General features: G+C 44.6%; 23 protein-coding genes and 1 pseudogene. 9 read left to right on the top strand and 15 right to left on the bottom strand.

The window, feature by feature from the left end; all coding sequences use genetic code 11:
* Positions 1 to 5: 5 nt before the first annotated feature.
* The 5 genes from Selli1_RS09700 to Selli1_RS09680 are packed head-to-tail and all read right to left on the bottom strand — an operon-like array spanning position 6 to position 3,633.
* On the bottom strand, positions 6 to 644 hold the full coding sequence (locus Selli1_RS09700) for a Fe-S-containing hydro-lyase (protein ID WP_158099303.1): 639 nt from the start codon (positions 642 to 644) through the stop codon (positions 6 to 8).
* Positions 605 to 1,447, bottom strand: a complete 843-nt coding sequence (locus tag Selli1_RS09695) for a fumarate hydratase (protein WP_191426983.1) — start codon at positions 1,445 to 1,447, stop codon at positions 605 to 607. Before Selli1_RS09695 ends, Selli1_RS09700 begins: the two co-directional genes overlap by 40 nt.
* Positions 1,448 to 1,459: 12 nt before the next feature.
* Positions 1,460 to 2,938 (bottom strand): DUF4153 domain-containing protein, encoded by a 1,479-nt coding sequence (locus tag Selli1_RS09690; RefSeq protein ID WP_281845487.1) that lies wholly within the window; start codon positions 2,936 to 2,938, stop codon positions 1,460 to 1,462.
* Positions 2,919 to 3,155 carry a helix-turn-helix domain-containing protein gene (locus Selli1_RS09685; protein WP_087166498.1) on the bottom strand — a complete coding sequence of 79 codons (237 nt, stop codon included), beginning with the start codon at positions 3,153 to 3,155 and terminating at the stop codon, positions 2,919 to 2,921. Before Selli1_RS09685 ends, Selli1_RS09690 begins: the two co-directional genes overlap by 20 nt.
* A gap of 13 nt (positions 3,156 to 3,168) precedes the next feature.
* Positions 3,169 to 3,633, bottom strand: coding sequence for a DUF2975 domain-containing protein (locus Selli1_RS09680; RefSeq protein ID WP_242960046.1), 465 nt, complete (start codon positions 3,631 to 3,633; stop codon positions 3,169 to 3,171).
* Positions 3,634 to 3,846: 213 nt separating this feature from the next.
* Between Selli1_RS09680 and Selli1_RS09675 the strand changes: the two genes are divergently transcribed.
* The 3 genes and pseudogenes from Selli1_RS09675 (at position 3,847) to Selli1_RS09665 (ending at position 5,712) form a co-directional block, all read left to right on the top strand.
* Positions 3,847 to 4,443: a type IV toxin-antitoxin system AbiEi family antitoxin domain-containing protein gene (locus Selli1_RS09675; RefSeq protein ID WP_281845488.1), complete on the top strand. Its 597-nt coding sequence runs from the start codon at positions 3,847 to 3,849 to the stop codon at positions 4,441 to 4,443.
* A pseudogene (locus Selli1_RS18685) lies at positions 4,437 to 5,139 on the top strand (nucleotidyl transferase AbiEii/AbiGii toxin family protein). Before Selli1_RS09675 ends, Selli1_RS18685 begins: the two are co-directional and overlap by 7 nt.
* A 108-nt stretch (positions 5,140 to 5,247) precedes the next feature.
* Complete coding sequence (locus Selli1_RS09665; protein WP_138373368.1) at positions 5,248 to 5,712, top strand: C-GCAxxG-C-C family (seleno)protein; 465 nt, start codon at positions 5,248 to 5,250, stop codon at positions 5,710 to 5,712.
* 22 nt (positions 5,713 to 5,734) lie between these two features.
* Here Selli1_RS09665 and Selli1_RS09660 read toward each other — a convergent pair whose 3' ends face one another.
* The 4 genes from Selli1_RS09660 to Selli1_RS09645 form a co-directional block, all read right to left on the bottom strand.
* Positions 5,735 to 8,404 carry an ABC transporter permease gene (locus Selli1_RS09660; RefSeq protein WP_281872906.1) on the bottom strand — a complete coding sequence of 890 codons (2,670 nt, stop codon included), beginning with the start codon at positions 8,402 to 8,404 and terminating at the stop codon, positions 5,735 to 5,737.
* The gene (locus Selli1_RS09655) at positions 8,401 to 9,084 is read right to left on the bottom strand and encodes an ABC transporter ATP-binding protein (protein WP_087255227.1); all 684 of its coding nucleotides are present in this window, start codon (positions 9,082 to 9,084) and stop codon (positions 8,401 to 8,403) included. The genes Selli1_RS09660 and Selli1_RS09655 overlap by 4 nt, the downstream gene beginning before the upstream one ends.
* A gap of 93 nt (positions 9,085 to 9,177) precedes the next feature.
* Entirely contained in the window at positions 9,178 to 10,182 is a 1,005-nt protein-coding gene (locus tag Selli1_RS09650) for a sensor histidine kinase (protein WP_281845490.1), read from the bottom strand.
* A gap of 2 nt (positions 10,183 to 10,184) precedes the next feature.
* Positions 10,185 to 10,862, bottom strand: a complete 678-nt coding sequence (locus Selli1_RS09645) for a response regulator transcription factor (RefSeq protein WP_087255225.1) — start codon at positions 10,860 to 10,862, stop codon at positions 10,185 to 10,187.
* 258 nt (positions 10,863 to 11,120) lie between these two features.
* Between Selli1_RS09645 and Selli1_RS09640 the strand changes: the two genes are divergently transcribed.
* On the top strand, positions 11,121 to 12,440 hold the full coding sequence (locus Selli1_RS09640; RefSeq protein WP_281845491.1) for an MATE family efflux transporter: 1,320 nt from the start codon (positions 11,121 to 11,123) through the stop codon (positions 12,438 to 12,440).
* A gap of 83 nt (positions 12,441 to 12,523) precedes the next feature.
* Here Selli1_RS09640 and gyrA read toward each other — a convergent pair whose 3' ends face one another.
* The 6 genes from gyrA to dnaA form a co-directional block, all read right to left on the bottom strand.
* Positions 12,524 to 15,022 (bottom strand): DNA gyrase subunit A, encoded by a 2,499-nt coding sequence (gyrA, locus tag Selli1_RS09635; protein ID WP_138373372.1) that lies wholly within the window; start codon positions 15,020 to 15,022, stop codon positions 12,524 to 12,526.
* A gap of 17 nt (positions 15,023 to 15,039) precedes the next feature.
* Positions 15,040 to 16,953: a DNA topoisomerase (ATP-hydrolyzing) subunit B gene (gene gyrB / locus Selli1_RS09630; protein ID WP_087166507.1), complete on the bottom strand. Its 1,914-nt coding sequence runs from the start codon at positions 16,951 to 16,953 to the stop codon at positions 15,040 to 15,042.
* Positions 16,954 to 16,966: 13 nt separating this feature from the next.
* The gene (gene recF, locus Selli1_RS09625; RefSeq protein WP_087166508.1) at positions 16,967 to 18,052 is read right to left on the bottom strand and encodes a DNA replication/repair protein RecF; all 1,086 of its coding nucleotides are present in this window, start codon (positions 18,050 to 18,052) and stop codon (positions 16,967 to 16,969) included.
* 14 nt (positions 18,053 to 18,066) lie between these two features.
* Complete coding sequence (locus Selli1_RS09620) at positions 18,067 to 18,276, bottom strand: RNA-binding S4 domain-containing protein (protein WP_087166509.1); 210 nt, start codon at positions 18,274 to 18,276, stop codon at positions 18,067 to 18,069.
* A gap of 17 nt (positions 18,277 to 18,293) precedes the next feature.
* Positions 18,294 to 19,400, bottom strand: a complete 1,107-nt coding sequence (gene dnaN / locus Selli1_RS09615) for a DNA polymerase III subunit beta (RefSeq protein WP_087166510.1) — start codon at positions 19,398 to 19,400, stop codon at positions 18,294 to 18,296.
* A 179-nt stretch (positions 19,401 to 19,579) separates the two neighbouring features.
* Complete coding sequence (gene dnaA / locus Selli1_RS09610; RefSeq protein ID WP_087166511.1) at positions 19,580 to 20,989, bottom strand: chromosomal replication initiator protein DnaA; 1,410 nt, start codon at positions 20,987 to 20,989, stop codon at positions 19,580 to 19,582.
* A 545-nt stretch (positions 20,990 to 21,534) separates the two neighbouring features.
* Between dnaA and rpmH the strand changes: the two genes are divergently transcribed.
* The 5 genes from rpmH to jag all read left to right on the top strand — a co-directional run bounded on the left by rpmH (position 21,535) and on the right by jag (position 24,571).
* The gene (gene rpmH, locus Selli1_RS09605) at positions 21,535 to 21,669 is read left to right on the top strand and encodes a 50S ribosomal protein L34 (protein ID WP_024733939.1); all 135 of its coding nucleotides are present in this window, start codon (positions 21,535 to 21,537) and stop codon (positions 21,667 to 21,669) included.
* A gap of 88 nt (positions 21,670 to 21,757) precedes the next feature.
* Entirely contained in the window at positions 21,758 to 22,147 is a 390-nt protein-coding gene (rnpA, locus tag Selli1_RS09600; protein ID WP_087166513.1) for a ribonuclease P protein component, read from the top strand.
* Complete coding sequence (yidD, locus tag Selli1_RS09595) at positions 22,144 to 22,359, top strand: membrane protein insertion efficiency factor YidD (protein WP_087166514.1); 216 nt, start codon at positions 22,144 to 22,146, stop codon at positions 22,357 to 22,359. Before rnpA ends, yidD begins: the two co-directional genes overlap by 4 nt.
* Positions 22,360 to 22,390: 31 nt before the next feature.
* Positions 22,391 to 23,680, top strand: coding sequence for a YidC/Oxa1 family membrane protein insertase (locus tag Selli1_RS09590; RefSeq protein ID WP_087166515.1), 1,290 nt, complete (start codon positions 22,391 to 22,393; stop codon positions 23,678 to 23,680).
* 24 nt (positions 23,681 to 23,704) lie between these two features.
* Positions 23,705 to 24,571, top strand: a complete 867-nt coding sequence (gene jag / locus Selli1_RS09585) for an RNA-binding cell elongation regulator Jag/EloR (protein WP_087166907.1) — start codon at positions 23,705 to 23,707, stop codon at positions 24,569 to 24,571.
* The last annotated feature ends 17 nt before the right edge of the window (positions 24,572 to 24,588 follow it).

Raw genomic sequence — 24,588 nt, 5'->3', positions numbered from 1 at the left:
TCCTCTTATGCTTTCCTGTACTGTTCTATTGCTGTTTCGTACAGATTATTTCCTTTGCTGTCTGCCACTACGATAACCGGGAAATCTTTCACATACAGTTTGCGTACTGCCTCTGTTCCAAGATCCTCATAGGCAATCACTTCCGATGACTGGATGCACTTTGATAAAAGAGCTCCTGCTCCTCCGACAGCCGCAAAATAGACTGCCTTGTTTCTTACAACCGCATCCAGCACTTCCCTGCTTCTCTTTCCTTTTCCGATCATGGCTCCAAGGCCAAGATTCAAAAGTTCCGGTGTGTATTTATCCATGCGGCTTGCCGTTGTCGGTCCTGCTGATCCGATCGGACGTCCTTCTCTTGCCGGAGACGGCCCCATATAATAAATCATTTGACCTTTTATATCAAACGGAAGTGACTCTCCCCTGTCCAGAGTTTCCTTCATCCGCTTATGCGCGGCATCTCTTGCCGTATAAATCGTACCTGTAATATAGACATAATCTCCCGCCGTCAGTTCTTCGGCAGTCTTTTTATCGATCGGTGCGCTGATCTGCTTTTCCATCGTCTTATCCTTCCTTTCTGTATTCCATCTTTCTGCTGAGGTTCTTCCTACAGTTCCCGGACAATATGCCGGTTGACGTGGCAGCATATATTGACCGCCACCGGAAGTCCTGCAATATGTGTCGGATAAGTATTGATATGAACTGCCAGAGCTGTTGTAGTGCCTCCAAGTCCGCCCGGACCGATTCCAAGTCCGTTGATCTTTTCCAGCATTTCCTCTTCCAGTTCCCTGACATACGGAATCGTGGAATGAGCCCCGGTCTCACGTGTCAATGCCTGCTTTGCCATCAGTGCGCATTTTTCAAAAGTTCCCCCGATACCGACTCCTACCACCATCGGCGGACAGGCATTCGGACCCGCCTCGCTGACCGCCTTTAATATTGCGTCTTTGACTCCCTCGATGCCATCTGCCGGCTTTAACATGAAAACCCGGCTCATATTTTCACTTCCGAATCCTTTTGGTGCCACCGTAATCCGGACAGTATCTCCAGGGACAATGGAATAATGAATAACAGCCGGTGTATTATCTCCTGTATTGACCCGCTCAATCGGATCCCCTACAACAGATTTTCTCAGATATCCTTCGGTATAGCCTTTACGCACACCTTCATTGACAGCCTCCTCGACGGCTCCGCCCTCCAGATGGACATCCTGTCCGACCTCCAGAAAGACAACCGCCATCCCGGTATCCTGGCAGATCGGAATCATCTCATCCGCCGCAATCTGAAGATTTTCAGAAAGCTGTCCGAGAATCTGCCGTCCAAGCGGGGATGCTTCTGTCTCCTGAGAGTGTTTTAAGGCAGCCTCCATATCTTTTGAGAGATAATGGTTGGCTTCTATGCACATTTCTTTGATGTTCTCTGTGATCTCACTGACATTTACTGTACGCATCGTGTTTTCTCCTTATGTGATGTCTCCATATTCTTTCAAAAAACGCTCCGCTGATTCTTTCGCTCTCGCCTCACCGATACTGTATGTCCATCCCGGTTCATTGTCGTACATGTCTACGACTTCCTGACAGTAATGAATCAGATTTCCCGGATCTCCTTTGAGATGCTGGATCTGCTCCGCGTCCACCGCAAGCAGGAGATCTCTGGAAAACAGATACCGGATTTCATCATATGATTCGATCCACTCTTCTTTATAGGCCAGATTATAACGTGCCATCCACTCATCCGGTCTGGAAAGGGACAAAATCAAATAGAATGCGGCACAGACAGCCGCACTGTAACGAAACAGTGGAAAGTCTTTTTTATATACATTTACTATAACACCTGCCAAAATGAAAGACAAGACACATAATCCCCACAGTACCAGGACTCTCGAAAGCGTAAACCTGTATGCTTCGATATACATGCACATCCGGTATCCGGAAGAAAGGATCATCACATACGTGCAGCCGGAAAAAACGGTAAGGAGTCTCTGCATCAGCCGTTTTGGGTAAAACAGGTGGATGACCGCAAGAACAATCAGAAGATTGATGATACTGACTCCAAGCAGTTCAAAAAATCCGCTTCTTGCGTATTCTGCATAAGTATATCCATCCGGAAGCCCCATTCCTTGTCCGAAGAACAGTGATCCGAGCTGAATCGCACAGAAAATCAGATAAACTGCCGTCAGAATAGATATGCAGGTGATCCCTGCAACCTGAATCGGACGCTCTTCTTTTTCTTCCGTCTCAAAGTCCGGATCATAATTGACAAATGCCTGCCATACGGCAAAGCAGAGAATAAATCCAGCCAGAAACAGGGTGATCCAGCCTGTCGAAAAAGAAAATCCTCTAAAATTTCCAGTAAACAGACGGATAAATTCCGCAAATACTATATCTCCTGAAAAAAGGAGCGGAAAAATTACAAGCAAAAGCAAACCTGCCAGAATGATTCCGAGCACCACCTGTCCGATATAACCTGATTTCTTCTTTTCTTCCCCGTCTTCCTTACTTTTCCGGTATCGGATCAGTGCCCGGAATGGAGACAGAAGATTTCCGAGCGGAGCAAACATCATTCTCAGATAAACCACTGTATAAGAAAGGAAATTCCAGTTCCGGTCTTCATAAAACTGGTGGATCAGGATCAGAAAGAACAATCCGATACTTCCAAACCAGTTAAACATAATAAAGAAATCCGATGTCGTCAAAGTCGATGATACACCGAGCAGCACCATCACGGTCATATAATAGACTGTCTCTTTTTTCAGTTTCATTTCAAACATCCGGAAAAATCCCGCAAGAAACAGGCAGGTTACCAGCATCAGGACCGGAATCCCGATTCCGCTCATATTCCGGTACAAAAGAACCGCAAACAAGATCCCGTAGATCAGACTGCCCGCAAGCAGTTTTCCCGTCTTTTGTTCCATGATTACTTCATATCTGCTCTTCTCCATCCTTTTCCTCCTCTTCTTCTACATATTCGATCAGATCTCCCGGCTGACAGTGGAGCGCCTTGCAGAGTGCTTCCAGAGTCGTAAACCGTACGGCCTTTGCCTTATTGTTTTTCAGGATTGACAGATTGGCCATCGTGATATCGACTTCCTTCGACAATTCCGTCAGCCCGATCTTTCTTTTTGCCATCATGACGTCCAGATTCATACGTATTGCCATCTTCAGAACCCTCCTAAATTGTCAGATCATTTTCTTTTTTATAGCGGACCGCTTCTGAAAAGACACCCGCCAGCACGAAGCTGAACAACGCCGCAATAAAAAATACAACAATAATCACCACGCCTGCCACGGTTCCCGCAAATATGGTTTTCACAAGAAACGCTGCCGCAATCACAAAACTTGCCGTGCCCATGATCTTGAGTTCTCTCACGTTTTCATCTACAAAACAGTCCTGACTTATGACAGTCTTCATCATCTTCCTGAGGCAGAATACAATCGCAAGTCCCATCACACCGGAAATCAGATAAACCGCCACATACAGGATATAGTGTTCCCGGATGACTCCCGCAAAATGATCTCCCGCGTACCGTAAAAGAAACGGGGACATCAAAAGTACAATCACCCCGGAAACAAACATAAAATCCAGAATCCATTTTGTTCCCAGTATCAGTCTTCTCTCAGATCTTTTTCCCATCATTGTTTTGCATCCTCCTTGCTGCTCTTTGACTTTTCTATACCATAGCACGGTGCTTATTGTTTTTCAATATAGATTTATCGTTTTTCGATAAAATTAAGAATTTCTTCATTCACTACATTCAACCTGATACGGAAATTGAACTTCTAAAAAATATGTACAAACTTGACACTATATGATATAATGGTGTCAAGTTAAGCCAAAAAGGGTGATGTTATGATTGATTTAGATTCTTTAAAAAAACTTGTCAGGGAAAATGGTTATCTCTATACCAAAGACGTAACCAACGCAGGAATTCGCCGGGAATATCTCAAAAAATATTTGGAAGAAGGCAGCCTGATTCGGGAAAGTCGGGGAATCTATTCCTTTGCTGACAGTATCAATGATGAATTTGTATTGTTGCAGAGCAGATGTAAAAAAGGCGTTTTCTCTTATGGAACAGCATTGTATTTTCATGGCCTGTCAGATCGGTTTCCACAGATGATTTCCATGACAGTGCCGAAGACCTACAATGTATTTTATCTAAAAGAAGAATTATTTCATGTAGAGTTCCACAGAATCAAACCGTCCTTATGGGACCTTGGAATGATAAAGATGATCTCACCGCAGGGCGGGAAAATCACGGTCTATGATAGAGAACGGTGTATCTGTGATATGATACGAAGCCGCAAGCAGACTGATCCACAGGTTTTTATTCAGGCGGTGAAAGGATATTTTTCTTCCAAAGAGCGTGATAATATTCGCTTGATGGAATATGCCAAGAAATTTCACATTGAGGAAAAAGTGCAAGAGTATATGGAGATATTATGCTGAAAACACCAGAACAATTAAAAGGATCCATCCGCAGCCTGGCAAAAAAGAAAGGAATCCATGCACAGGAAGTCCTCCAGATTTTCATGTTTGAACGTATCATTGAACGTCTTTCCGTTTCTTCATACAAGGACAAGTTTATTTTAAAAGGCGGTCTTTTAATTTCCGCCATCCTTGGAATAACTGAACGGACTACAATGGATATGGACACAACTGTAAAAGGATTTCCAATGGATGAAAAGAGCATACGGAAAGCGATCACCGAAATTCTGAATCAGCCAGTGAATGATGGAATCGAATTTCAGCTTTTATACCTAACACCTATCCGTGAAGATGACGAATACGAAAATTTCCGTGCTTCGATCCAAGCGACTGGCGGAAAAATACGAAACGATTATCCGAAGAAATATCGGAAATACGCGTGCAAGAGATTTTTATGATTTACACCTTTTGTATCGACTATATCAGGAAAATGCAGACTGGGACCTTTTAAAACAGGCAGTTCTTTCCACAGCGAAGAAAAGAGATTCCTTATCCGTTCTGCAGGACACGGCACGTATTCTGCCAGCGTTGAGAGACTCAACTGTTCTGCAGGGTTTATGGAAAAGGTATCAAACACAAAATTTATATGCAAGAGAGATTACATATCCTGCTATCATGGAAACAATAACTGAGTTTACAGAGAGAATGAATTTCTAGCAAGAACTGTAAACAAAATATAGAAAAATCCTGATGTGCTGCATTTTACTTTTTTCTTTCGGAATTGTATAATAGGATATAAAGAGAGAAGAGAAAAGAGGAATGTATATGAATACAAACATCGATATGGAGCAGCTTGCTCAGGACGCAGATGACATCTTCCATCAGGGATTTGCCTGTTCGGAATCTGTCATCTATGCAATCCGTAAAAATTTTGAAATTGATCTTTCTGATGACGCCATTGCCATGAGCAGCGGATTTCCGTGGGGTCTGGGCGGAGGCGGCTGCATCTGCGGAGCTCTGGCAGGAGGTGCGATGTGCATCGGCTACTTCTTTGGCCGGAGGACGCCGGGAGATCCGAGAAATCAGCGTTGCTTCGCACTGACGAAGGAACTCCATGATTTCTTTACGGAATCCTTCCATTCGCCTTGCTGCGGAGTATTGATCAAAGACTACGACAGGGACGCCCCGGAACGGAAAGCCATGTGTACGGACATTGTCACTTCTACTACAAAAAAGACTGCGGAGATTATTTTAAGAGAGCTGAAACATGACGAACAGCAGGAATCCTAAGCGCGATTCCTGCTGTTCTTTCTTATGAATCTTTCTTTAATTCATCAATAATATTCTGTTTTTTGATCTTACTCATGGAGTAGAGCATCGTGATAAATACAACTGCAAATACCCAGATCACCGAAATGAGAATTCCTTCCCAAGGCTGTCGGAAATCTACAGCTGCTCCCTGGCTCAGAACCATAAACATGGCAAAGCTGATCAGAAGAGACAGGATTACTCCGTAGAAGATCGAACGGAATCCGTAGATCAGACACTCGTAATTCATCATCTTCTTCATGCTTTTCATATTCATTCCCATGGACTTGAGCATGGCGAATTCCCGTTTTCTCAGCATGATATTGGTGGAGATCGTATTAAACACATTGACTGCCGCAATCAGGGAGATCAGTGTAATAAATCCAAATGAAAGAATACGGATCGCGATCTGAATTCCTCTGTCCTGTTCATACTGCTGTGCAATATTTCTGAGCGCATCTTTATCGATCCCTCTCTCTTCCATTTTCTGAGTCAGATCTTCATAAGAGTTCTGATAATTGGAAGACTGAATCTGATAGCACCAGATAAATCCAGAACGGTTATAACTGTTCGTTCCAATGAGCTCTTCTCCACGACTCTCTGGAATCACAATCGTACAGATGGAATTTGAATTTTCAATCCCTTCCGGCATCTGATCTACGCGCTGTCCCAATACAAGGCTTTCTGCTCCGTTCATAATTGTATTTGGATCCTGATATTCCTCATCATAGGATGGATTTTCCGGAAGGATCTGGATATTGATCCCCTCCTGGCCTATCGTACGGACATTCTCATATCGCCCGCTGTCTCCATTATAGAACTGATAGTTATCATAAAAGAGGACTTCTCTGTTCCCTTTCTGCATATACGGAGCCGGATTCACTCCCTGAGAAGAAGCATACTCCTCAAACGCTTCATCTGAAAGTCCGATCACCTCAAAATATTCGTAATAATTTTTCTCATTGAATGGTGATGCTGCTTCCTCGGTAATTGTATAAAATTCCTGAAGTCCATATCCCCATATATAGTTCGTAGCCGCATCAGCGAGATCCTCTCTCGCAATCCCGGCCGGCATGCTCATTTCTCCATGAAGTTCTACTTCATCCACATCCTCGCCCTGCTCAAACATCTGAAGCAGGTCTTCCCGTTCATTATCTTTTCCTTCTATGTCATCTTCTTCGGAATCAACCAGCACAAACTGAAGTTCATATTCCGGTGCTTCCAGCATAAAACTTCCTGTCATGTCCATATAATTCGAGAACAGGGTTGCCGACGTAAAGAGCACAATGCTAATGGTCAGAGAAAATACAGTTGCACGGTATTTCTTCCGATCCCTCTTGTAGTTTTTATCTGCCAGCATTCCTTCCAGTCCAAACAGCTTCTGGATGATTTTCGGACTTTTCACTTCTTTTGCACGGATGCGGACATCCTTATTTGCCCGGATTGCCTCCAGCGGCGTGATCTTTTTAATTCTTGCCGCAGGAATCCAGACGGAAATGCAGATGATCAAAAACGCTATCAGAGCCGATAACAAAATGGCTCCCGGCGATGTCTGCAATGTCATCTTTCCGCTCTGCGTACCATGGATAAATTGAGCCATGGAATCTCCGATAAAGTACAGAGTAACTCCGATTCCTCCGATTCCGCAGAGAATCCCGATCGGAATTCCGATTGCCCCCACAACCAGTGCCTCCTGCCACATGGATCTGCGCAGCTGACGCTTCGTTGCTCCAATGGAGGATAACAGGCCAAACTGCGTCGTCCGTTCTCTAAGCGAAATAGAAAACGCATTGTAGATAAGGGAAACGGCTCCTACTCCAATGATCACAATCAGTATTGTCAACATTCCATTCAACATTCCTTCAAAGGAAGCGTTTCCAGAGACGCCCATCCATCTCAGGACACTGGTATTTCCCTGCATGGAAAACTCATCCTCATATTTTTCCATAAAAGCAAATGCGTCCGAAGGGTTTTTCAGTTCCATATAGATCTGGTTGACAGACTGGGATTCCTCTCCTTTTCCTATAAAAGCATCCAGACCTGCGCCTGCTACCTGGGTGTCTCCCCAGTGTTCCAGAAAACCAACTACTTCAAACTGTCTCTGCTCACGCTCCTGGAAAGTCTCCATTGGATTCCCTTCCTCATCAACCTGAATATAGGCATTGAAAGTCAGGCTGTTTCCCTCTGCATCTTTTCTGTCTCCCACCGGGAACGAAATCGTATCTCCGATTCGGATTTCATTATCGTTTTGCTGAAGTCCTCCCTGAATAATGATCTCATTTTCATTTTCCGGAAGCCTTCCCTGGGTCAGTTTGACAGAAAGCATTTCAGCCGCTTTTTCATCAATACTCTGCAGATACAGATATTGTCCGAAAAGATCCTCATCATTTTCACCGATCTTGGCATATCCGATCTCGGAAATTACGGAAGAATCTTTCACTTCCTCATTTTCCTGAAATTCTTTGACCTGCTCTTCGGAAAGCCCTTTTGCCGCAACATGCCAGTTTCCGTCAGTTTCTACCGCATAATCGTACATATATCTCTGCAAACTGATTCCCAGAGTGATGACCGCCGATATCATTGCGGTGGCAAGAATGACGCCGATGATCGTCACGATCGTTCTTGCCTTGTTCTGTTTCATTGTTCTGTTTGTAATGGTTGCAAAGATATTCATGAGCGGACCACCTCATCTCTTACAATCCGCCCGTCTTCCAGGGTGATAATCCGGTCCGCCTGAAGGGCGATATTTTCATCGTGGGTGATTACAAGCATCGTCTGATCGTATGCCCGGTTGGAATACCGCAGAAGATTCATGATCTCCTTACTGTTTTCCGAGTCCAGATTTCCGGTCGGCTCATCCGCCAGCAGAATAGCCGGGGCATTTAACAGTGCTCTTCCGATGGATACCCTCTGCTGCTGTCCTCCTGAAAGCTCGTTTGGCAGATGGTGAATCCGGTCTTTCATGTTCAGTACTTCGATCAGCTCGTCAAACCTCTTCTGATTAACCTTTCTTCCGTCCATCAGCACCGGAAGCGTCATGTTTTCCTCTACATTGAGGACCGGAATCAGGTTGTAAAACTGATAGATCAGCCCCACCTGTCTCCTTCTGAAGATAGCAAGCGCCTCCTCTTTCTGTGCATAGACGTCTTTTCCGTCCACATATACTTTTCCGGATGTCGGCCGGTCCACTCCTCCGATCAGATGAAGAAGTGTGGATTTTCCGGATCCTGATGATCCGATAATGGAGACAAATTCCCCTTTCTCCACTGAAAAAGAAACTCCGTTGAGAGCGTGTACCTCATTTTCTCCTTTTCCGTAAACTTTCGTCAGATTTTCTATTTTTAGAATTTCCATACTTTTCCTCCTCCTGCTTTCTGAAAATGAGTATACCCGGCCCGCATGACACCCGAATGACTTTTTCATAACAATTCTGTCACTTTGCATTTTTTAACGGTTTTCATAAAAACGCATCTGAAATTTTGCTCCTCCTTCTTTTGCGTTTTTTGCCGTAATCACTGCCTTCTCGTTTGAAAGGATGCTGCGTGAAAGCGCAAGTCCAATGCCAAAATTCTGCTGTTCCGACATTCTTCCTTTATAAAACCGCTCAAAAATGTGAGGAAGATCTTTTTCATCGATCCCCTTTCCGGAATCTGTCACCGAAATCTCCGTGTAGAGAGGATTCTCCTCCCAGGAAATCCGGATTGTTCCGCCGTAAGGGGTGTGTTCCATACAGTTTTTCAGTACATTTTCGACTGCCTCCATAGTCCAGGATTCATCTCCATAAAATGAGGCATCCTCATTTCCATTCAAAATGACCTGCTGCTCCCTAAGCTCCATCGGAATTTCAAGAACACTTAAGACTTCTCTCAAAAACGGTCTTACCATAATTTTCTGTTTTTCCAATGTAACCGCCCCTGCATCCAGTTTGGAAATTTTCAGAAGAGCCAGGATCAGCCACTCCATCCTCTGAAGCATCCCTGTCATTTCCCGGTATATTTTTCGTTTCTGTCCTTCTTCCATATCCGGTCTTCTGAGCCGTTCTACCATAAGATTTAAAGAAGTAAGGGGCGTGCGGATCTGATGGGAAATATCAGCAAGCGCATTGGCAAGATAACTCTTTTCCCGTTCCAGCTGCTCGTTCTGCTCTCTTAAACGAACAGTCATCTTATAGATCTCGTCTTTTAGAATTTCGAGATCCCCTTCCTTATATTCACCAAGCTCCAGCTGATCCTCTCCATGAAGAATCCGGTCGACCTTCTGGGTCAGTTTTTCCATATCCTCATACCGCCTTCTCAGGCAGATGAGAAAAATCCCAAGAAGGATCAGACCTTCCGCCATCAGATAAAAGACCGCATTTCCTCCTGTTAAAAGAAAACAGATGCAGACTGCAGCTGTAGTAAGCAGGAAAGCGGACATATAGCTTCCAATCTCCCGGTTCCGAAACAGTTTCATCCTTATCCCTCCATCTTATATCCAAGTCCCCGAACCGTTTTGATGATCTTCGGCTCCTGTGGATTGTCCTCGATCTTTTCTCTCAGTCTTTTAATATAGACTGTCAGCGTATTGTCATTGACATACTCTCCTGCAATATCCCAGATTTCCTCCAGAAGCATGGATCTTGACATCACCATGCCCCGATGCTGGAAAAAGACTAGCAGCAGCCTGTATTCCAGCGCCGAGAGAAATACTTCCTCTCCCTTTTTTGTCGTAATTCCCTTGACCGGATCCACACAGATATCCTGACAGGAAAGCATCTTCTGGTTCCGGCCCGTTCTTCTGAGTACCGTCCGCATTCTGGATACAAGCTCCCTTGGCCGGAACGGCTTGCTGATATAATCATCCGCTCCCATCTCCAGTCCGGTCACCACGGAAAATTCATCGTCCAGCGCCGTCAGAAAAATAATCGGAATCTCATATCTGGACTTGATCTGTGTACAGGCACTGTAACCGTTTCCCTGTGCCAGCGTAACATCCAGAAGGATCAGGTCAAATTCCTGCTCTTCCAGAAGTCTCATCGCTTTTTCCTGCCCTTCGGCGTACTGTACTTCAAAGCCTTCCCCCTTTAAAAATTCTGTCAGATTTTCTATAATCAGCCGGTCGTCCTCCACCAGCAGAATTTTTGTCGTCTGCATACCCGGTCTCTCCTTTCATCATCTTCTTCCTGTTTTTCATTAAACAGGATAGGCAGAAAAAAGTCAACTCATCTGAATTTTTCCTTGACTCTTTCCTGGCATTCTGATATTCTGATTCGAGAAATAAAATAAAGACTTACCGCCGGGTAATCAAGCGTTGGATTTTGTATCGTAGGCCTTTGAAGATACAAAATGTCAGCGCTTTTCTTTTTGTCTTTTCCGGCGTGGAAGTCCGAAATAAAATAACAGGAGGGTTTTATGACGAAAAATACACCATTTCAGGATTTTATCAGGTATTCCTTTTTCAGCATTATGGGTATGATTGCCATTTCCTGCTATATTCTTGCTGATACCTTTTTTGTGGCCCAGGGACTGGGGACAAATGGTCTTGCAGCCCTGAATCTTGCCATTCCGACCTATGATTTTATTCATGGAACCGGACTGATGCTCGGAATGGGAGGCGCTACCCGTTTTTCCATTCTGAAAAGCCAGAATAATCAGAAGGGTGCCGATACGATTTTTACGAATACCGTATATCTGGGGATCTTTTTCTCAATAATTTTTATGCTCGGAGGGCTGTTTTTCTCCGGTTCCCTGGCAAGACTCCTTGGTGCCAATCAGAATACCTTCGAAATGACAAATACGTATCTACGTGTGATGATGCTGTTTTCACCGGCCTTTATTTTTAATGATATCATTCTCTGTTTCGTAAGAAACGACGGCAATCCAAGACTTTCCATGATTGCAACCGTATGCGGAAGTCTGTTCAATGTCGTATTTGACTATATTTTTATCTTCCCTTGCAATATGGGAATGCTTGGTGCGGTTCTTGCCACCGGATTTTCTCCGGTTGTCGGACTCACTATCATGTCCCCGCACTGGCTTGGAAAGAAAAGAGGATTCCATTTCCGGAAACTGGTTCCGGATGCAGATTCCATCCGTACCAATATTTCCCTTGGATTTCCTTCCCTGCTGTCCCAGATCAGCGCCGCGATTGTCATGATTATATTTAATATGCTGATTCTGGGCCTGGAAGGCAATACAGGAGTAGCTGCCTACGGAGTCATCGCCAATATTTCCCTCGTGGTTCTTTCTTTCTATACCGGAATCGCCCAGGGAATCCAGCCGCTTGTCAGCCATTCCTACGGCCGGAAAAAGACGGACGGCATCCGGCAGTTTCTGCGCTACGCCATGATTTCCATGGTGATCCTGTCCGCAGTGATGTACCTGATCCTCTTTGTATTTGCGGATCCGATCGCATCTGCATTTAACAGCGAACACAACGCAAAGCTGCAGGAGATTGCAATAACCGGACTGAAGTTATATTTTACCTCCCTTGTGTTTGCGGGATTCAATATCATCCTTTCGATGTACTTTACTTCCGTCGAGAAGGCACTTCCGGCACAGATCATCTCTCTCCTGCGGGGGCTGATCCTGATTATCCCGATTGCCTTTCTCTTTGCAAACCTCTGGGACATGACAGGTGTCTGGATGTCCTTCCCGGCTACCGAGCTTGTGACGGCGGTTGTTGGAGCTGTACTGTATTTCATTTACAAAAACCGGCTTTATAGCAAATAAAAAAACAGGAAGACATTCTCGATCTGAGAACATCTTCCTGTTTTCTATGTAACCGTGCACAAAACAGGTGCGCGGTCACTTCTTTATTCTTCTGTCACTTCTTCGTTCTCTTCCTGGCTTTCTTCCTCTTCGTCCCCATCGTCTTCCGTCTTTCTGACTTTTGCGATGCTTGCCACGCTGACGTTATCGTCCAGGTTGATGAGTTTGACGCCGGATGTAATCCGTCCCAGTTTTGAGATGCCGGAGCACTCGGTCCGGATGATAATGCCTTCGGTATTGATAATCATGATCTCATCCTCCTCATCGACGGCTTTCACACCTACGACATTTCCTGTCTTTTCAATGATCTTGTAGCATTTGATTCCTTTTCCGCCTCGATTCTGTGGTGTGAATTCTTCCATAGCGGTCAGTTTTCCCATACCTTTTTCCGATACAATCAGGAGATATTCTCCCTGGATATCAAGCTGCATTCCGATAACTTCATCCTGATCACCAAGATTCATTCCACGTACTCCCATGGATGTTCTTCCTGTCGGCCGGACATCTGTTTCGTGGAAGCGGATACACTGTCCGTATTTTGTTACAAGCAGAATGTCCTTCGTATCGTCTGTCGTCTTAACCTCGATCAGTTCGTCGTCCTCTCTGAGTGTGATGGCTGCCAGTCCTGTCTTTCTGACATTTGCGTAGTCCATGATCGGAGTCTTCTTGACAAGACCCTTCTTGGTTGCCATGAACAGATACTGTCCTTCTTCATACTCCTTGATCGGGATGACTGCGGTGATCTTCTCCTCCGGCTGAAGCTGAAGCAGATTGATGATCGCCGTTCCTCTTGCGGTCCTTCCCGCCTCCGGAATTTCATATCCTTTCAGACGGTAGACTCTTCCCGTATTGGTGAAGAACATAATATAGTGATGGGTTGAGCACATAAAGAGTTCTTCCACGTAGTCCTCATCCAGTGTCTGCATTCCTTTGATGCCGCGTCCTCCTCGGTTCTGGCTCTTGAAGTTGTCCGTTGTCATCCGCTTGATATAGCCCAGCTTTGTCATGGTGATCACAACGTCCTCCCTCGGAATGAGATCTTCTGTAGAGATGTCGTACACATCGAATCCGATCTGTGTCCGTCTCTCGTCTCCGTATTTTTCGCTGATCGCAAGGATCTCTTCTTTGATGACTCCAAGAAGCAGGTTTCTGTCTGCCAAAATTGCTTTCAACTCCCCGATCCGTTTCATCAGTTCTTCAAATTCTTTTTCCAGCTTCTCTCTTTCCAGTCCGGTCAGAGCACGCAGACGCATGTCTACGATTGCCTGTGCCTGTGCGTCGGAGAGCTGGAAGCGTTCCATCAATTCCGTCTTTGCAAGCTGTACGGTCTGGGAACCACGGATGATCTTGATGACTTCGTCAATATTGTCAAGGGCAATGAGCAGTCCCTGTAAAATATGGGCACGCTCTTCTGCCTTGTTTAACTCGTACTGGGTTCTTCTCGTAATGACTTCTTCCTGATGTTTCAGGTAATGTCCGAGCATATCCAGAAGATTCATGATCTTCGGCTCCCCGTTCACGAGTGCCAGCATGATGACTCCAAACGTATCCTGGAGCTGGGTGTGCTTGTAGAGCTGGTTTAAGATGACGTTTGCGTTGGCGTCACGTCTCAGCTCAATACAGATTCTCATACCTTCCCGGCTGGACTGGTCGCTTAAGTCAACGATACCGTCGATTCTCTTTTCTTTCACCAGATCCGCAATCTTTGCAATGAGTCTTGCTTTATTGACCATGTACGGGAGCTCTGTCACAATGATCCGGCTCTTGCCGTTTGCCATGGCCTCAATATTAGTTACGGCCCGGACAACAATCTTTCCTCTTCCGGTGCGGTACGCCTCGTTGATTCCTCTTGTTCCGAGGATCGTCGCTCCGGTCGGGAAGTCCGGTCCTTTTACAATCTTCATAATGTCTTCGATGGTCGTTTCTTTATTCTCCATCTGGTCATCGATGATCCTGACTACCGCACCAATGACTTCTTTTAAGTTGTGCGGCGGAATATTTGTCGCCATTCCGACCGCGATACCGGAGGTTCCGTTTACGAGAAGATTCGGAAATCTCGCCGGAAGTACAACCGGTTCCTTTTCCGTCTCGTCAAAGTTCGGCTCAAAGTCTACGGTATTTTTATTGATATCCGCAGTCAGTTCCATGGAAATTTTACTGAGTCTTGCCTCTGTATAACGCATGGCTGCCGCGCCGTCCCCGTCCACGGATCCGAAGTTTCCATGGCCGTCTACAAGCGGATAACGTGTGGACCAGTCCTGTGCCATATTAACCAGGGCTCCATAGATGGAACTGTCACCGTGCGGATGATATTTACCCATCGTATCACCGACGATACGCGCACATTTACGGTGCGGCTTGTCCGGACCGTTGTTCAGCTCGATCATCGAATACAGGATTCTTCTCTGTACCGGCTTCAGACCGTCCCTTACATCCGGAAGCGCACGGGAAGCGATAACGCTCATGGCATAGTTGATATACGACTCTTTCATTTTTTTCTCAAGATCGATTTCCTCGATCTTATCAAAGATAGTATCTTCCATTGCTTATCTCCCTTCCCTTATACATCCAGATTCTTCACGTATTTCGCATTTTCCTCGATGAACTCACGTCTCGGTTCGACCTTGTCTCCCATCAGAGTCGTAAATGTCAGATCCAGTTCCGAGGATGTCTCTTCATCCATCGTCACACGGATCAGAATTCTCTGTTCCGGATCCATCGTCGTCTCCCAGAGCTGATCTGAATCCATCTCACCAAGTCCTTTGTATCTCTGGATCTTGTTATTCTGGTCACGTCCCACTTCCGCGAGAATGGATGCAAGCTCCTCATCGCTGTACGCATACCAGACTTTTTTATTTTTCTCAAGTTTGTAAAGCGGCGGTTTTGCAAGGTATACATGTCCTTCTTTGATCAGATCCGGCATAAACCGGTAAAGGAATGTCAGAAGCAGGGTACTGATATGTGCCCCGTCCACATCCGCATCGGTCATGATGATAATCTTGTCATACCGTAGCTTGCTGATATCAAAATCTTCATGGATTCCGGTTCCGAAAGCTGTAATCATAGCCTTGATCTCCGCGTTTGCGTAAATCTTGTCCAGTCGTGCCTTCTCCACATTCAGAATCTTACCACGAAGCGGCAGAATCGCCTGGGTCGTACGGTCTCTCGCCGTCTTTGCGGAACCGCCGGCGGAGTCTCCCTCTACAATGTAGATTTCACAGTTTTTCGGATCCTTGTCGGAACAGTCCGCAAGCTTTCCAGGCAGAGACATGCCTTCCAGCGCCGACTTTCTTCTTGTCAGATCACGCGCTTTTCTCGCTGCCTCTCTCGCTCTTTGTGCCATCACAGACTTCTCAATAATTGTCTTTGCCACAGCCGGATTCTGCTCCAGGAAAATCTCAAGCTGGGAGCTTACGATACTGTCGACCGCTCCTCTTGCCTCGCTGTTTCCAAGCTTCTGCTTTGTCTGTCCCTCAAACTGAGGCTCCGGAAGTTTAACACTGACAATGGCAGTCAGTCCTTCCCTGATATCTTCACCGCTCAAGCTCTGCTCATTTTCCTTGATCAGTTTATTCTTCTTTGCATAAGCGTTGAACGTCTTTGTCAGAGCATTACGGAATCCCACAATATGAGTACCACCTTCCGGTGTTGTAATATTATTGACAAACCCGTATGTACTCTCTGTGTAGGAATCGTTATGCTGCATTGCAACCTCCACATACACATCATCTCTTGTGCCCTCACAGTAGATAATCTGCTCATAAAGAGGCTGCACGCTTCGGTTTAAATAGCTTACAAATTCGCGGATTCCTCCTTCATAGTGGAAGGACTCCTCCCGTTTTTCCTCTCTGTCGTCTTTTAATGTGATCTTCAGATTTTTTGTAAGGAATGCCATTTCACGGAGACGCTGTCTTAACACTCCGTAATCAAACACTGTCTCCTCAAAAATCGTCTCGTCCGGAAGGAAAGTGACTTTCGTTCCGGTTTTATCAGGGTCACATTCCCCGATTACAGTCAGCGGAGTGACGACCTTGCCTCTCTCATAACGCTGTTCATGAATTTTGCCGTCTCTCCATACTTCTACTACAAGCCAGTCTGAAAGCGCATTGACAACGGATGCCCCTACTCCGTGAAGACCGCCGGATACCTTGTATCCTCCGCCTCCGAATTTTCCGCCGGCATGAAGTACCGTAAATACGACTTCCACGGCAGGAAGCCCGGATTTATGGTTGATGCCGGTTGGAATGCCTCTTCCGTTGTCAATGACTGTCACGGAATTATCCGCGTTGACCGTCACTTCGATCGTATCACAAAATCCCGCAAGCGCCTCATCCACCGCATTGTCCACGATTTCGTACACAAGGTGGTGAAGTCCTCTTGCAGAAGTGCTGCCGATATACATTCCTGGTCTTTTGCGGACCGCCTCCAACCCTTCCAAGATCTGGATTTGATCTCCACCATATTCTGCGCTCATACTGATCCTCCTATTAATTTTCATTTGTTACATGTCCATTCTGGACAAGGAACACTTTATTGATTGAAAAACGATGATTCACGAACTCTTCCACACCGGTACAGGTGATCAGAGTCTGAATATCGTGTATGCTGTCTAATAAATAGTTTTGCCTGTGTTTATCAAGTTCAGACAACACATCATCCAAAAGTAAAACCGGCGTGTCATGAATCACCCGCTTTACGATCTCAATCTCCGCAAGCTTCAGGGAAAGTGCCGCTGTACGCTGCTGTCCCTGAGAACCGAACTTCCGGATGTCCATATCATGGATCCGAAAGCAGATATCATCCCGGTGTGGACCCGCAGAGGTACTCTTCATCCGGATATCCCGCTCCCGGTTCTTTTTCACCGCCTCCTCAAGGGACATCTCCCCTGTGGACGGTTCGTACTCCATGACAAGCCGTTCCTTTCCCCCGGTCAGCTTTTCATGTATCTCTCCGACGATCTCATTGATCTCCCGGATAAACTTCCGCCTTCCTTCCATGACCAGCTCCCCGTACCGGATGAGCTGCAGATCCCAGATGTCCAGCGTATCTCTTAAATTATCCTGAAATGCCATCTCTTTTAACAGTCGGTTCCTCTGGTTGACCACCCGGTTATAGTCCGCCAGGTTGTTCAGATAGATCTTATCGAGCTGGGAGAGCTCCAGATCCATGAACCGTCTCCTCTGAGCCGGACCATCCTTGATAATATTCAGATCCTCCGGTGAAAAAAACACCAGATTAATGATCCCGAACAGTTCGCTTGCACGTTTCACCGGCATCCGGTTGATGGCCGCCCCCTTCGGGCTGTTTTTTTTCAGATGGATATCGATTCGAAAAGGAACCCCATTTTTCAGAACCTCGACCTCAATATGGGATTCCTCTTTTCCAAACGAAATCATATCCCTGTCCTTTGTTCCGCGGTGCGACTTCGTCGTGCCCGCAAGGTAGACCGCCTCAAGAATATTCGTCTTTCCCTGGGCATTATCCCCGTGAAAAATATTTGTGACAGGATGAAATTCAAGATTTAAAAGTTCATAATTTCTAAAATTTTTTAATTTCAATGACTGGATGATCATGCCGCACCTGTCCGCTATTTCTGTATTTTGATTTCCTGTCCGTCGAAGGATACGACGTCCCCGTCATACAGCTTTCTTCCGCGTCTTGTGTCGACACTTCCATTGACCTTCACAAGGCCGTCCTGGATGACTTCTTTCGCCTCTACCCCGGATTCACAAAGTCCGGCGGCTTTCAGCGCCTGTCCAAGTTTGATAAATTCATCCCGAAGTGTAATTGTCTCCATCTGGTAACCTCTTTCCTTTAGATTGCGTTAAAGTTGACCGGAAGGATCAGATATACATAACTTTCCTTCTCATCCTTGATAAAGCATGGAGCCTTCGCATTCATAAAGTAGAGCGCGACATCCTCGTCATCGATCACTCTCAGGGCATCGATCAGGAATTTCGGATTGAATCCGATCAGAAGATCCTTTCCTTCTTTTGTGATAAAAATCTCCTCATCCATGGATCCAAGCTGTGACTGAATCTTCAGCTCCATTGTTTCGTCGCCGATCTGAATGATGATCGGACGCTTGTCTCCTTCTTTTACAAGAAGCGTTGCACGGTCAATACAGTTTAACAGTTCTTTTTTATTAATGTGTACCTTCGTCTCATAATCGCTTGAGAGCATCTGCTCAATGCGGAAATACTCTCCCTCGATCAGACGGGATACGACAACAGTCTGATCAAATTCAAATACAATATGATTTTCTGCAAAGTAAATCTGTACTTCGCTCTCGGCATCGCCGGATAAAATCTTGCTGATTTCTGTGAGTGTCTTTCCTGGAACGACAACTTTTTTATGGTCATAGTTGTCTTTCAGCTCAATCTTCCGGATGGAGATTCTGTGACCGTCCAGTGAAACTACTTTCAGAATGTTATCTTCTACTTCAAACAGCTCACCGGTCATCAGCTTGTTGCTCTCTGTATCAGCAATAGAAAAGATTGTCTGGCGGATCACTTCTTTTAATGTATATTGTGATACCAGAATGGATTCGTTCTTTTCAATATATGGAAGGTAGGCGAAATCACTTCCGGATTTTCCGGCAATCTGAAATTTCGCTTTCTCACAGGTAATTAATGTTTGTTCATTTTCATCCGTTGTGATAACGATTTCACTATCCGGGAGCTTTCTGACAATTTCAGAAAAGATTTTTGCATCCAGAGCAATCATACCAGGCTGTACAATTTCACCTTCGATAATTGTTTCGATTCCAAGTTCCATATCATTTGCTGTCAGTTTGATTATATCGTTTGTCGCATCAATCAAAATACATTCCAGAATCGGCATTGTTGTTTTAGAAGGAACTGCTTTGGAGACGATTCCCACACCTTTTGCCAGATTGGATTTTGTGCAGATAATTTTCATGTGTATAACTCCTTTCGCTGAGCCAGATAAATTTTTATATATAAGATATCCGCATTCGCCGCCTTAGGATGTGTGGATATGTGCATAACCTGTGCAAACCCGCGCCAGTTCGTGGATTCCGGGATGGAAATCTTCGTTGAACGGGCTTGGATTTCATGAGGATGAATGCAGGAAAATCATCAAAGCGGACTGATTTTCTTTTGAATGATACTGATTGTATTTTTCAGAGAATCATTGTTTTCCATATCTTTCGACACTTTATCCACACCATGTTTCACAGTCGAGTGGTCTCTTCCGCCAAGTAAGGATCCGATCATTTTCAGAGGGGTGTCTGTCATGGAACGGCAAAGATACATGGCAATATGGCGTGCGCTTGTTGTCTTTGCATCGCGGCTTGCGCTCTTTAAGTCCGCTACAGAGATCCCGAAATGTTCGGAAACTGTTTCGATGATCAGTTCCGGCGTGATCTTCCGGTTTTCATCCGGCGAGATCAGATCTTTTAAAGCCTCGGCTGCAAGTGAAATATTGATCTCTTCGTTCTTTAATTTATACAGTGCGATCAGTTTGTTAAGAGAACCTTCCAGCTCCCGGATGTTGGATTTGATGTTAGTCGCAATAAACTGCAGAACATCTTCCGGAATATGGTAGCGTTCCAGCTGATCGGATTCGATTTTTTTCTTCAGAATTGCCATTCGGGTCTCGTAATCCGGAGCCGAAATATCAGCGATGAGTCCCCACTCAAACCGGGTACGAAGCCGTGCCTCCAGTGTTTCGATATCCTTAGGAGGTTTGTCCGAGGAAATGATGATCTGTTTTCCGGCCACATGCAGGTGATTGAATGTGTGGAAAAACTCTTCCTGGGTACTCTCCTTTCCTATAATAAACTGGATATCGTCAATCAGGAGCACATCGACATTTCTGTATTTATCACGAAAAGCAGTCATCGGAAGTTCGTTTCCTGTTTTACCGCTTCTGAGGGATTCGATCAGTTCATTGGTAAAGGCCTCACTTGTCACGTAGAGAACCTTTTTCTTCGGATCTTTTTCCAGAATAAAATGAGCAATCGAATGCATCAGATGGGTTTTCCCAAGTCCTACACCTCCGTAGAGGAATAAAGGATTGTATACTTCACCCGGTGATTCTGCAACTGCAAGGGATGCGGCATGGGCGAAATTGTTGTTTTTGCCGACGACAAAGGTATCAAATGTATAGCGCGGGTTTAAGTTTGCACGCTCTATCATAAGAAGATTGTCGTTTTTCTTTGTGTGTGCCGCTGCTTTTTTCTTGTGAGCATTTGCTATTTCTTCTACCTTTTCCAGTTCGCTCGGGTTATCCGGAATAAATTTGACATCATACTCGATTCCGGTAATTTCAGCGATCGAAACTTTAAATGGAAGGAGGTATTTTTTCTCTATGTAATCGATATAATCACCGGTCCCATCTAACGTCACGAGAATATAGACGGTATTTTCAATTACATCATAGACTTTTAATGGAAGAATCCATGTTTTAAATGAAACGTCGGAAAGACTATGCTCAAGTCTTAAATTTTCAATTATTTCATTCCATTTTTCTGTTACGATGTCCATTTTGATGACTCCTAATCTTATTGTTTTAGTACTGTCCGCCTGTCAGAGACGTCTGATCAGGACATGACTGAAAAGCACAGCAAAAAACACCCGACACAAAAAAACGGGCCGGATTTTCGCTGCGATCTCGTGAAATAAATAGATTCACTCCCTTATATATTACAACAAAAAGATTTCAAGTGCAATGTAAAATCGATGTGGATAAGATTTTGAACAGTGGAAAACCGCATGAAACCGGAAAAAAAATGACGAATTTAGTAGAATCCAACATGTTTTCCACACAAAATCACAAAATTATCCACAAAATGTTGAAAACATGTGGAAATCAGCGTGTAAAGCATTCCGGAGCAGATAAAATTGTTCCGGTCCTGTGGAAAGGAGCTGTATAACTGTGGATCCTTGTGAAAAAACGTAAAAAAATCACGGAATTACTTGACTTGCAGGGGGTTTTTGACTATAATCAGACGTGGTGTCTTTTAGCAAAGAACGATATTAATGTACTTATATTTATATATATAAGTTTCAGGTTAAGGAGGTGGAAAGTAATGAAAATGACATTTCAGCCAAAGAAACGTTCCAGAGCGAAAGTTCATGGATTCAGAGCAAGAATGAGCACGGCAGGCGGAAGAAAAGTTCTCGCAGCCAGAAGAGCAAAAGGAAGAAAAAGATTATCAGCGTAGGCCGCATATATGTGGCCTTTTCTTCTATACAGAATGAAGAAAAGGCGGATAATCTGCGTACCGTAGAACATATCAGGAGCATACGGCAATGCAGTTTTCAGAATCATTGAAAAAGAACAGGGATTTTCAGCTGACCTATAAAAAAGGAAAATCCTATGCAAACAGATATCTTGTCATGTATGTCAGAGAGAATGGTACCTCGGGCAACAGACTGGGACTTTCAGTCAGCAAAAAGGTAGGGAACAGTGTAGTCCGTCACAGGGTTACACGGCTATTGAGAGAAAGTTATCGACTGCAGGAAGAGCATTTCCGGCGTGGATATGACATAATTATCATTGCACGGGCTTCGGCAAAGGACAAAAGCTATCAGGAAATAGAAAGTGCAGTGGTCCATCTCGGAAAACTTCATCATATATATTTACAGGACACACAGCAGGATTCTTCGGATAAGGGAAATGAAATGGAGATGAAACGATGAAAAAACTGTTGCTTGCAGTAATTCGTTTTTACAGAAAGCATTTATCAAAGTACAAGCTGCCGACACAGCACTGTATTTATACGCCGACCTGTTCGGAGTACGGACTGGAGGCAATCGAGAAGTACGGAGCCTTAAAGGGAGGACTTCTTACGGTCTGGAGAATACTCAGATGTAATCCGTTCCACCGGGGAGGATACGATCCGGTACCGTAATTAAATAATACCTGAATATGGAGGAGAACTGATGGAAGGTTTATTATTGACACAGTCATCGGCTCCGATCGTCGGCCAGATTTCCTGGCTTCTGGGGCATCTGATGAACGGAATTTTCAGTGTGCTTAGTAATGTATTCCATATTGAAAATATTGGTCTTTGTATCATTATTTTTACAATCATTATCTATACACTGCTTCTTCCATTGACGTACAAACAGCAAAAGGCGTCAAAACTGACCGTTGTAATGAATCCGGAGCTTAGAAGGATTCAGAACAAATATAAGAACAAAAAAGACCAGGCATCGATGATGAAGATGCAGGAAGAAACCAAGATGGTCTATGAGAAATACGGAACTTCCATGATGGGAGGCTGTTCGCAGCTTTTGATCCAGCTGCCGATTCTGTGGGGGCTGTTTTATGTAATCCGTAATATCCCGGCTTATGTAGACGGAATCAAAGAAGTTTACATGCCGCTCGTAAATCAGCTTTTGTCCACCGAAGGCGGACAGGCGGCAATGGAGGCGCTTGGTAAGACGAATGCGATTGCAATGGATCCGTCCAGATATAAATTCAGCCAGCCCAACGTTATGGTGGATGCGCTTTACAAATTTCAGGAAAGCAGCTGGGATACTCTGGCCGACAAACTGCCGGATCTGGAGTCGCTGATCCGTTCTACTCAGGATAGTCTGACACATTTGAATTCTTTCCTCGGAATCAATATTGCGGAAACTCCACTGAATATTTTCATGAATTCGATTCAAACAGGAGCTGTTATAGCGGCAATCCTGGCTCTGTCTATTCCGATTATTTCGGGATTGACACAGTATATCAGTATGAAACTTTCACCGACGGCAGCGCCGACAGAAAATGACAGCAGTGACAATTCCATGGTAAATTCCATGAATGCAACGATGAAGATCATGCCGTTATTTTCAGTGGTAATGTGTTTTACATTCCCTTCCGGTATCGGACTTTACTGGATCGCCAGTGCAGTAGTACGTATGATTCAGCAGCTTGCTATTAATAAATATCTTTCCAGGATATCGATTGAAGAACTGATTGAGAAGAATCAGAAAAAAGCGGCGAAAAAGAGAGAAAAGAAGGGCACAAACGCACAGAAACTTTCTGAGATGGCTCAGGTTCACGCAAGAAGCATTGAAGAGCCAAAACAGAAAAAGATGACAGAAAAAGAAAGAGAAGAAGCCTTACAAAGAGCGGCTGAGAAGAGCAAAAACGCAAAATCAGGAAGCCTCGCAGCGAAAGCAAATCTGGTAAGACAGTATAATGAAAGTAATCATAAAGACAGTCAAAAGAAGTAAGAGATGAAGAAAGAGGTTATCAGGATGGGTGAAATTACAGTATCAGCAAAAACAGTGGATGATGCAATTACAGAAGCCCTGATCCAGCTTGGTGTTACAAGTGATATGCTGGAATACGATGTAATTGAAAAAGGAAGCAGCGGTTTTCTTGGAATCGGAAGCAAACAGGCTGTCATCCGTGCATGGAAAAAGAAAACAGTAGAAAAAGAAGATGAATTAGAAGAGCTTAAAGAAGAAATCCAGGAGGTCATCTCTGAGGTAAAAGGCGAAGAAAAAGCAGTAAAACCGGAGATGAAATCCGAGGTAAAAGAGAAAAAACCGCGCAGAGAAAAGAAAGAGCGGAAAGAAAAAAGAGAAAAAGAAGCGGCTGAAGTGAAAGAAGTAAAAGAAACAAAGCCGGTTCAGGAGAGTAAAAAGCTCGCAAAAGTGCAGGATGAGACAATTGCAGCATGTGAGAAATTCCTCACAGACGTGCTTCACGCAATGGATATGGAAGTTAAAATTTCATCCCGTATTGATGAAGAGGGCGCCCTCGAAATCGTGATGGATGGAAAGAATATGGGAATCCTGATCGGTAAGAGAGGTCAGACACTGGATTCTCTTCAGTATCTTACAAACAGAGTAGCAAACAAGACACAGGATGGATATGTGAGAGTGAAGCTGGATACAGAAGACTACAGAAGAAGAAGAAAAGAAACTCTCGAAAATCTTGCGAAAAACATTGCCTACAAGGTAAAGAGAACGAAGAAACCGGTTGCTCTGGAACCGATGAATCCATACGAAAGAAGAATTATTCATTCTGCTCTTCAGGCAGACCGTTATGTGACGACACACAGTGAAGGAGAAGAGCCTTACAGAAGAGTCGTAGTAACCTTAATCAGAAATAAGTAAAGATAGAAAAAGGGCTG

The sequence above is a fragment of the Sellimonas catena genome, from assembly GCF_027924685.1.
GTDB lineage: Bacteria > Bacillota > Clostridia > Lachnospirales > Lachnospiraceae > Sellimonas > Sellimonas catena.
Note: the sequence above shows the minus strand (reverse complement) of the source record. Positions and strands in the feature narration are given on the sequence as shown.

Excerpts from the sequence above, each read along its gene's own strand:
- Selli1_RS09700 (WP_158099303.1), bottom strand. The coding sequence starts at position 644 with ATGCTGCCACGTCAACCGGCATATTGTCCGGGAACTGTAGGAAGAACC.
- Selli1_RS09695 (WP_191426983.1), bottom strand. The coding sequence starts at position 1,447 with ATGCGTACAGTAAATGTCAGTGAGATCACAGAGAACATCAAAGAAATG.
- Selli1_RS09690 (WP_281845487.1), bottom strand. The coding sequence starts at position 2,938 with ATGGAGAAGAGCAGATATGAAGTAATCATGGAACAAAAGACGGGAAAA.
- Selli1_RS09685 (WP_087166498.1), bottom strand. The coding sequence starts at position 3,155 with ATGGCAATACGTATGAATCTGGACGTCATGATGGCAAAAAGAAAGATC.
- Selli1_RS09680 (WP_242960046.1), bottom strand. The coding sequence starts at position 3,633 with ATGATGGGAAAAAGATCTGAGAGAAGACTGATACTGGGAACAAAATGG.
- Selli1_RS09675 (WP_281845488.1), top strand. The coding sequence starts at position 3,847 with ATGATTGATTTAGATTCTTTAAAAAAACTTGTCAGGGAAAATGGTTAT.
- Selli1_RS09665 (WP_138373368.1), top strand. The coding sequence starts at position 5,248 with ATGAATACAAACATCGATATGGAGCAGCTTGCTCAGGACGCAGATGAC.
- Selli1_RS09660 (WP_281872906.1), bottom strand. The coding sequence starts at position 8,404 with ATGAATATCTTTGCAACCATTACAAACAGAACAATGAAACAGAACAAG.
- Selli1_RS09655 (WP_087255227.1), bottom strand. The coding sequence starts at position 9,084 with ATGGAAATTCTAAAAATAGAAAATCTGACGAAAGTTTACGGAAAAGGA.
- Selli1_RS09650 (WP_281845490.1), bottom strand. The coding sequence starts at position 10,182 with ATGAAACTGTTTCGGAACCGGGAGATTGGAAGCTATATGTCCGCTTTC.
- Selli1_RS09645 (WP_087255225.1), bottom strand. The coding sequence starts at position 10,862 with ATGCAGACGACAAAAATTCTGCTGGTGGAGGACGACCGGCTGATTATA.
- Selli1_RS09640 (WP_281845491.1), top strand. The coding sequence starts at position 11,121 with ATGACGAAAAATACACCATTTCAGGATTTTATCAGGTATTCCTTTTTC.
- gyrA (WP_138373372.1), bottom strand. The coding sequence starts at position 15,022 with ATGGAAGATACTATCTTTGATAAGATCGAGGAAATCGATCTTGAGAAA.
- gyrB (WP_087166507.1), bottom strand. The coding sequence starts at position 16,953 with ATGAGCGCAGAATATGGTGGAGATCAAATCCAGATCTTGGAAGGGTTG.
- recF (WP_087166508.1), bottom strand. The coding sequence starts at position 18,052 with ATGATCATCCAGTCATTGAAATTAAAAAATTTTAGAAATTATGAACTT.
- Selli1_RS09620 (WP_087166509.1), bottom strand. The coding sequence starts at position 18,276 with ATGGAGACAATTACACTTCGGGATGAATTTATCAAACTTGGACAGGCG.
- dnaN (WP_087166510.1), bottom strand. The coding sequence starts at position 19,400 with ATGAAAATTATCTGCACAAAATCCAATCTGGCAAAAGGTGTGGGAATC.
- dnaA (WP_087166511.1), bottom strand. The coding sequence starts at position 20,989 with ATGGACATCGTAACAGAAAAATGGAATGAAATAATTGAAAATTTAAGA.
- rpmH (WP_024733939.1), top strand. The coding sequence starts at position 21,535 with ATGAAAATGACATTTCAGCCAAAGAAACGTTCCAGAGCGAAAGTTCAT.
- rnpA (WP_087166513.1), top strand. The coding sequence starts at position 21,758 with ATGCAGTTTTCAGAATCATTGAAAAAGAACAGGGATTTTCAGCTGACC.
- yidD (WP_087166514.1), top strand. The coding sequence starts at position 22,144 with ATGAAAAAACTGTTGCTTGCAGTAATTCGTTTTTACAGAAAGCATTTA.
- Selli1_RS09590 (WP_087166515.1), top strand. The coding sequence starts at position 22,391 with ATGGAAGGTTTATTATTGACACAGTCATCGGCTCCGATCGTCGGCCAG.
- jag (WP_087166907.1), top strand. The coding sequence starts at position 23,705 with ATGGGTGAAATTACAGTATCAGCAAAAACAGTGGATGATGCAATTACA.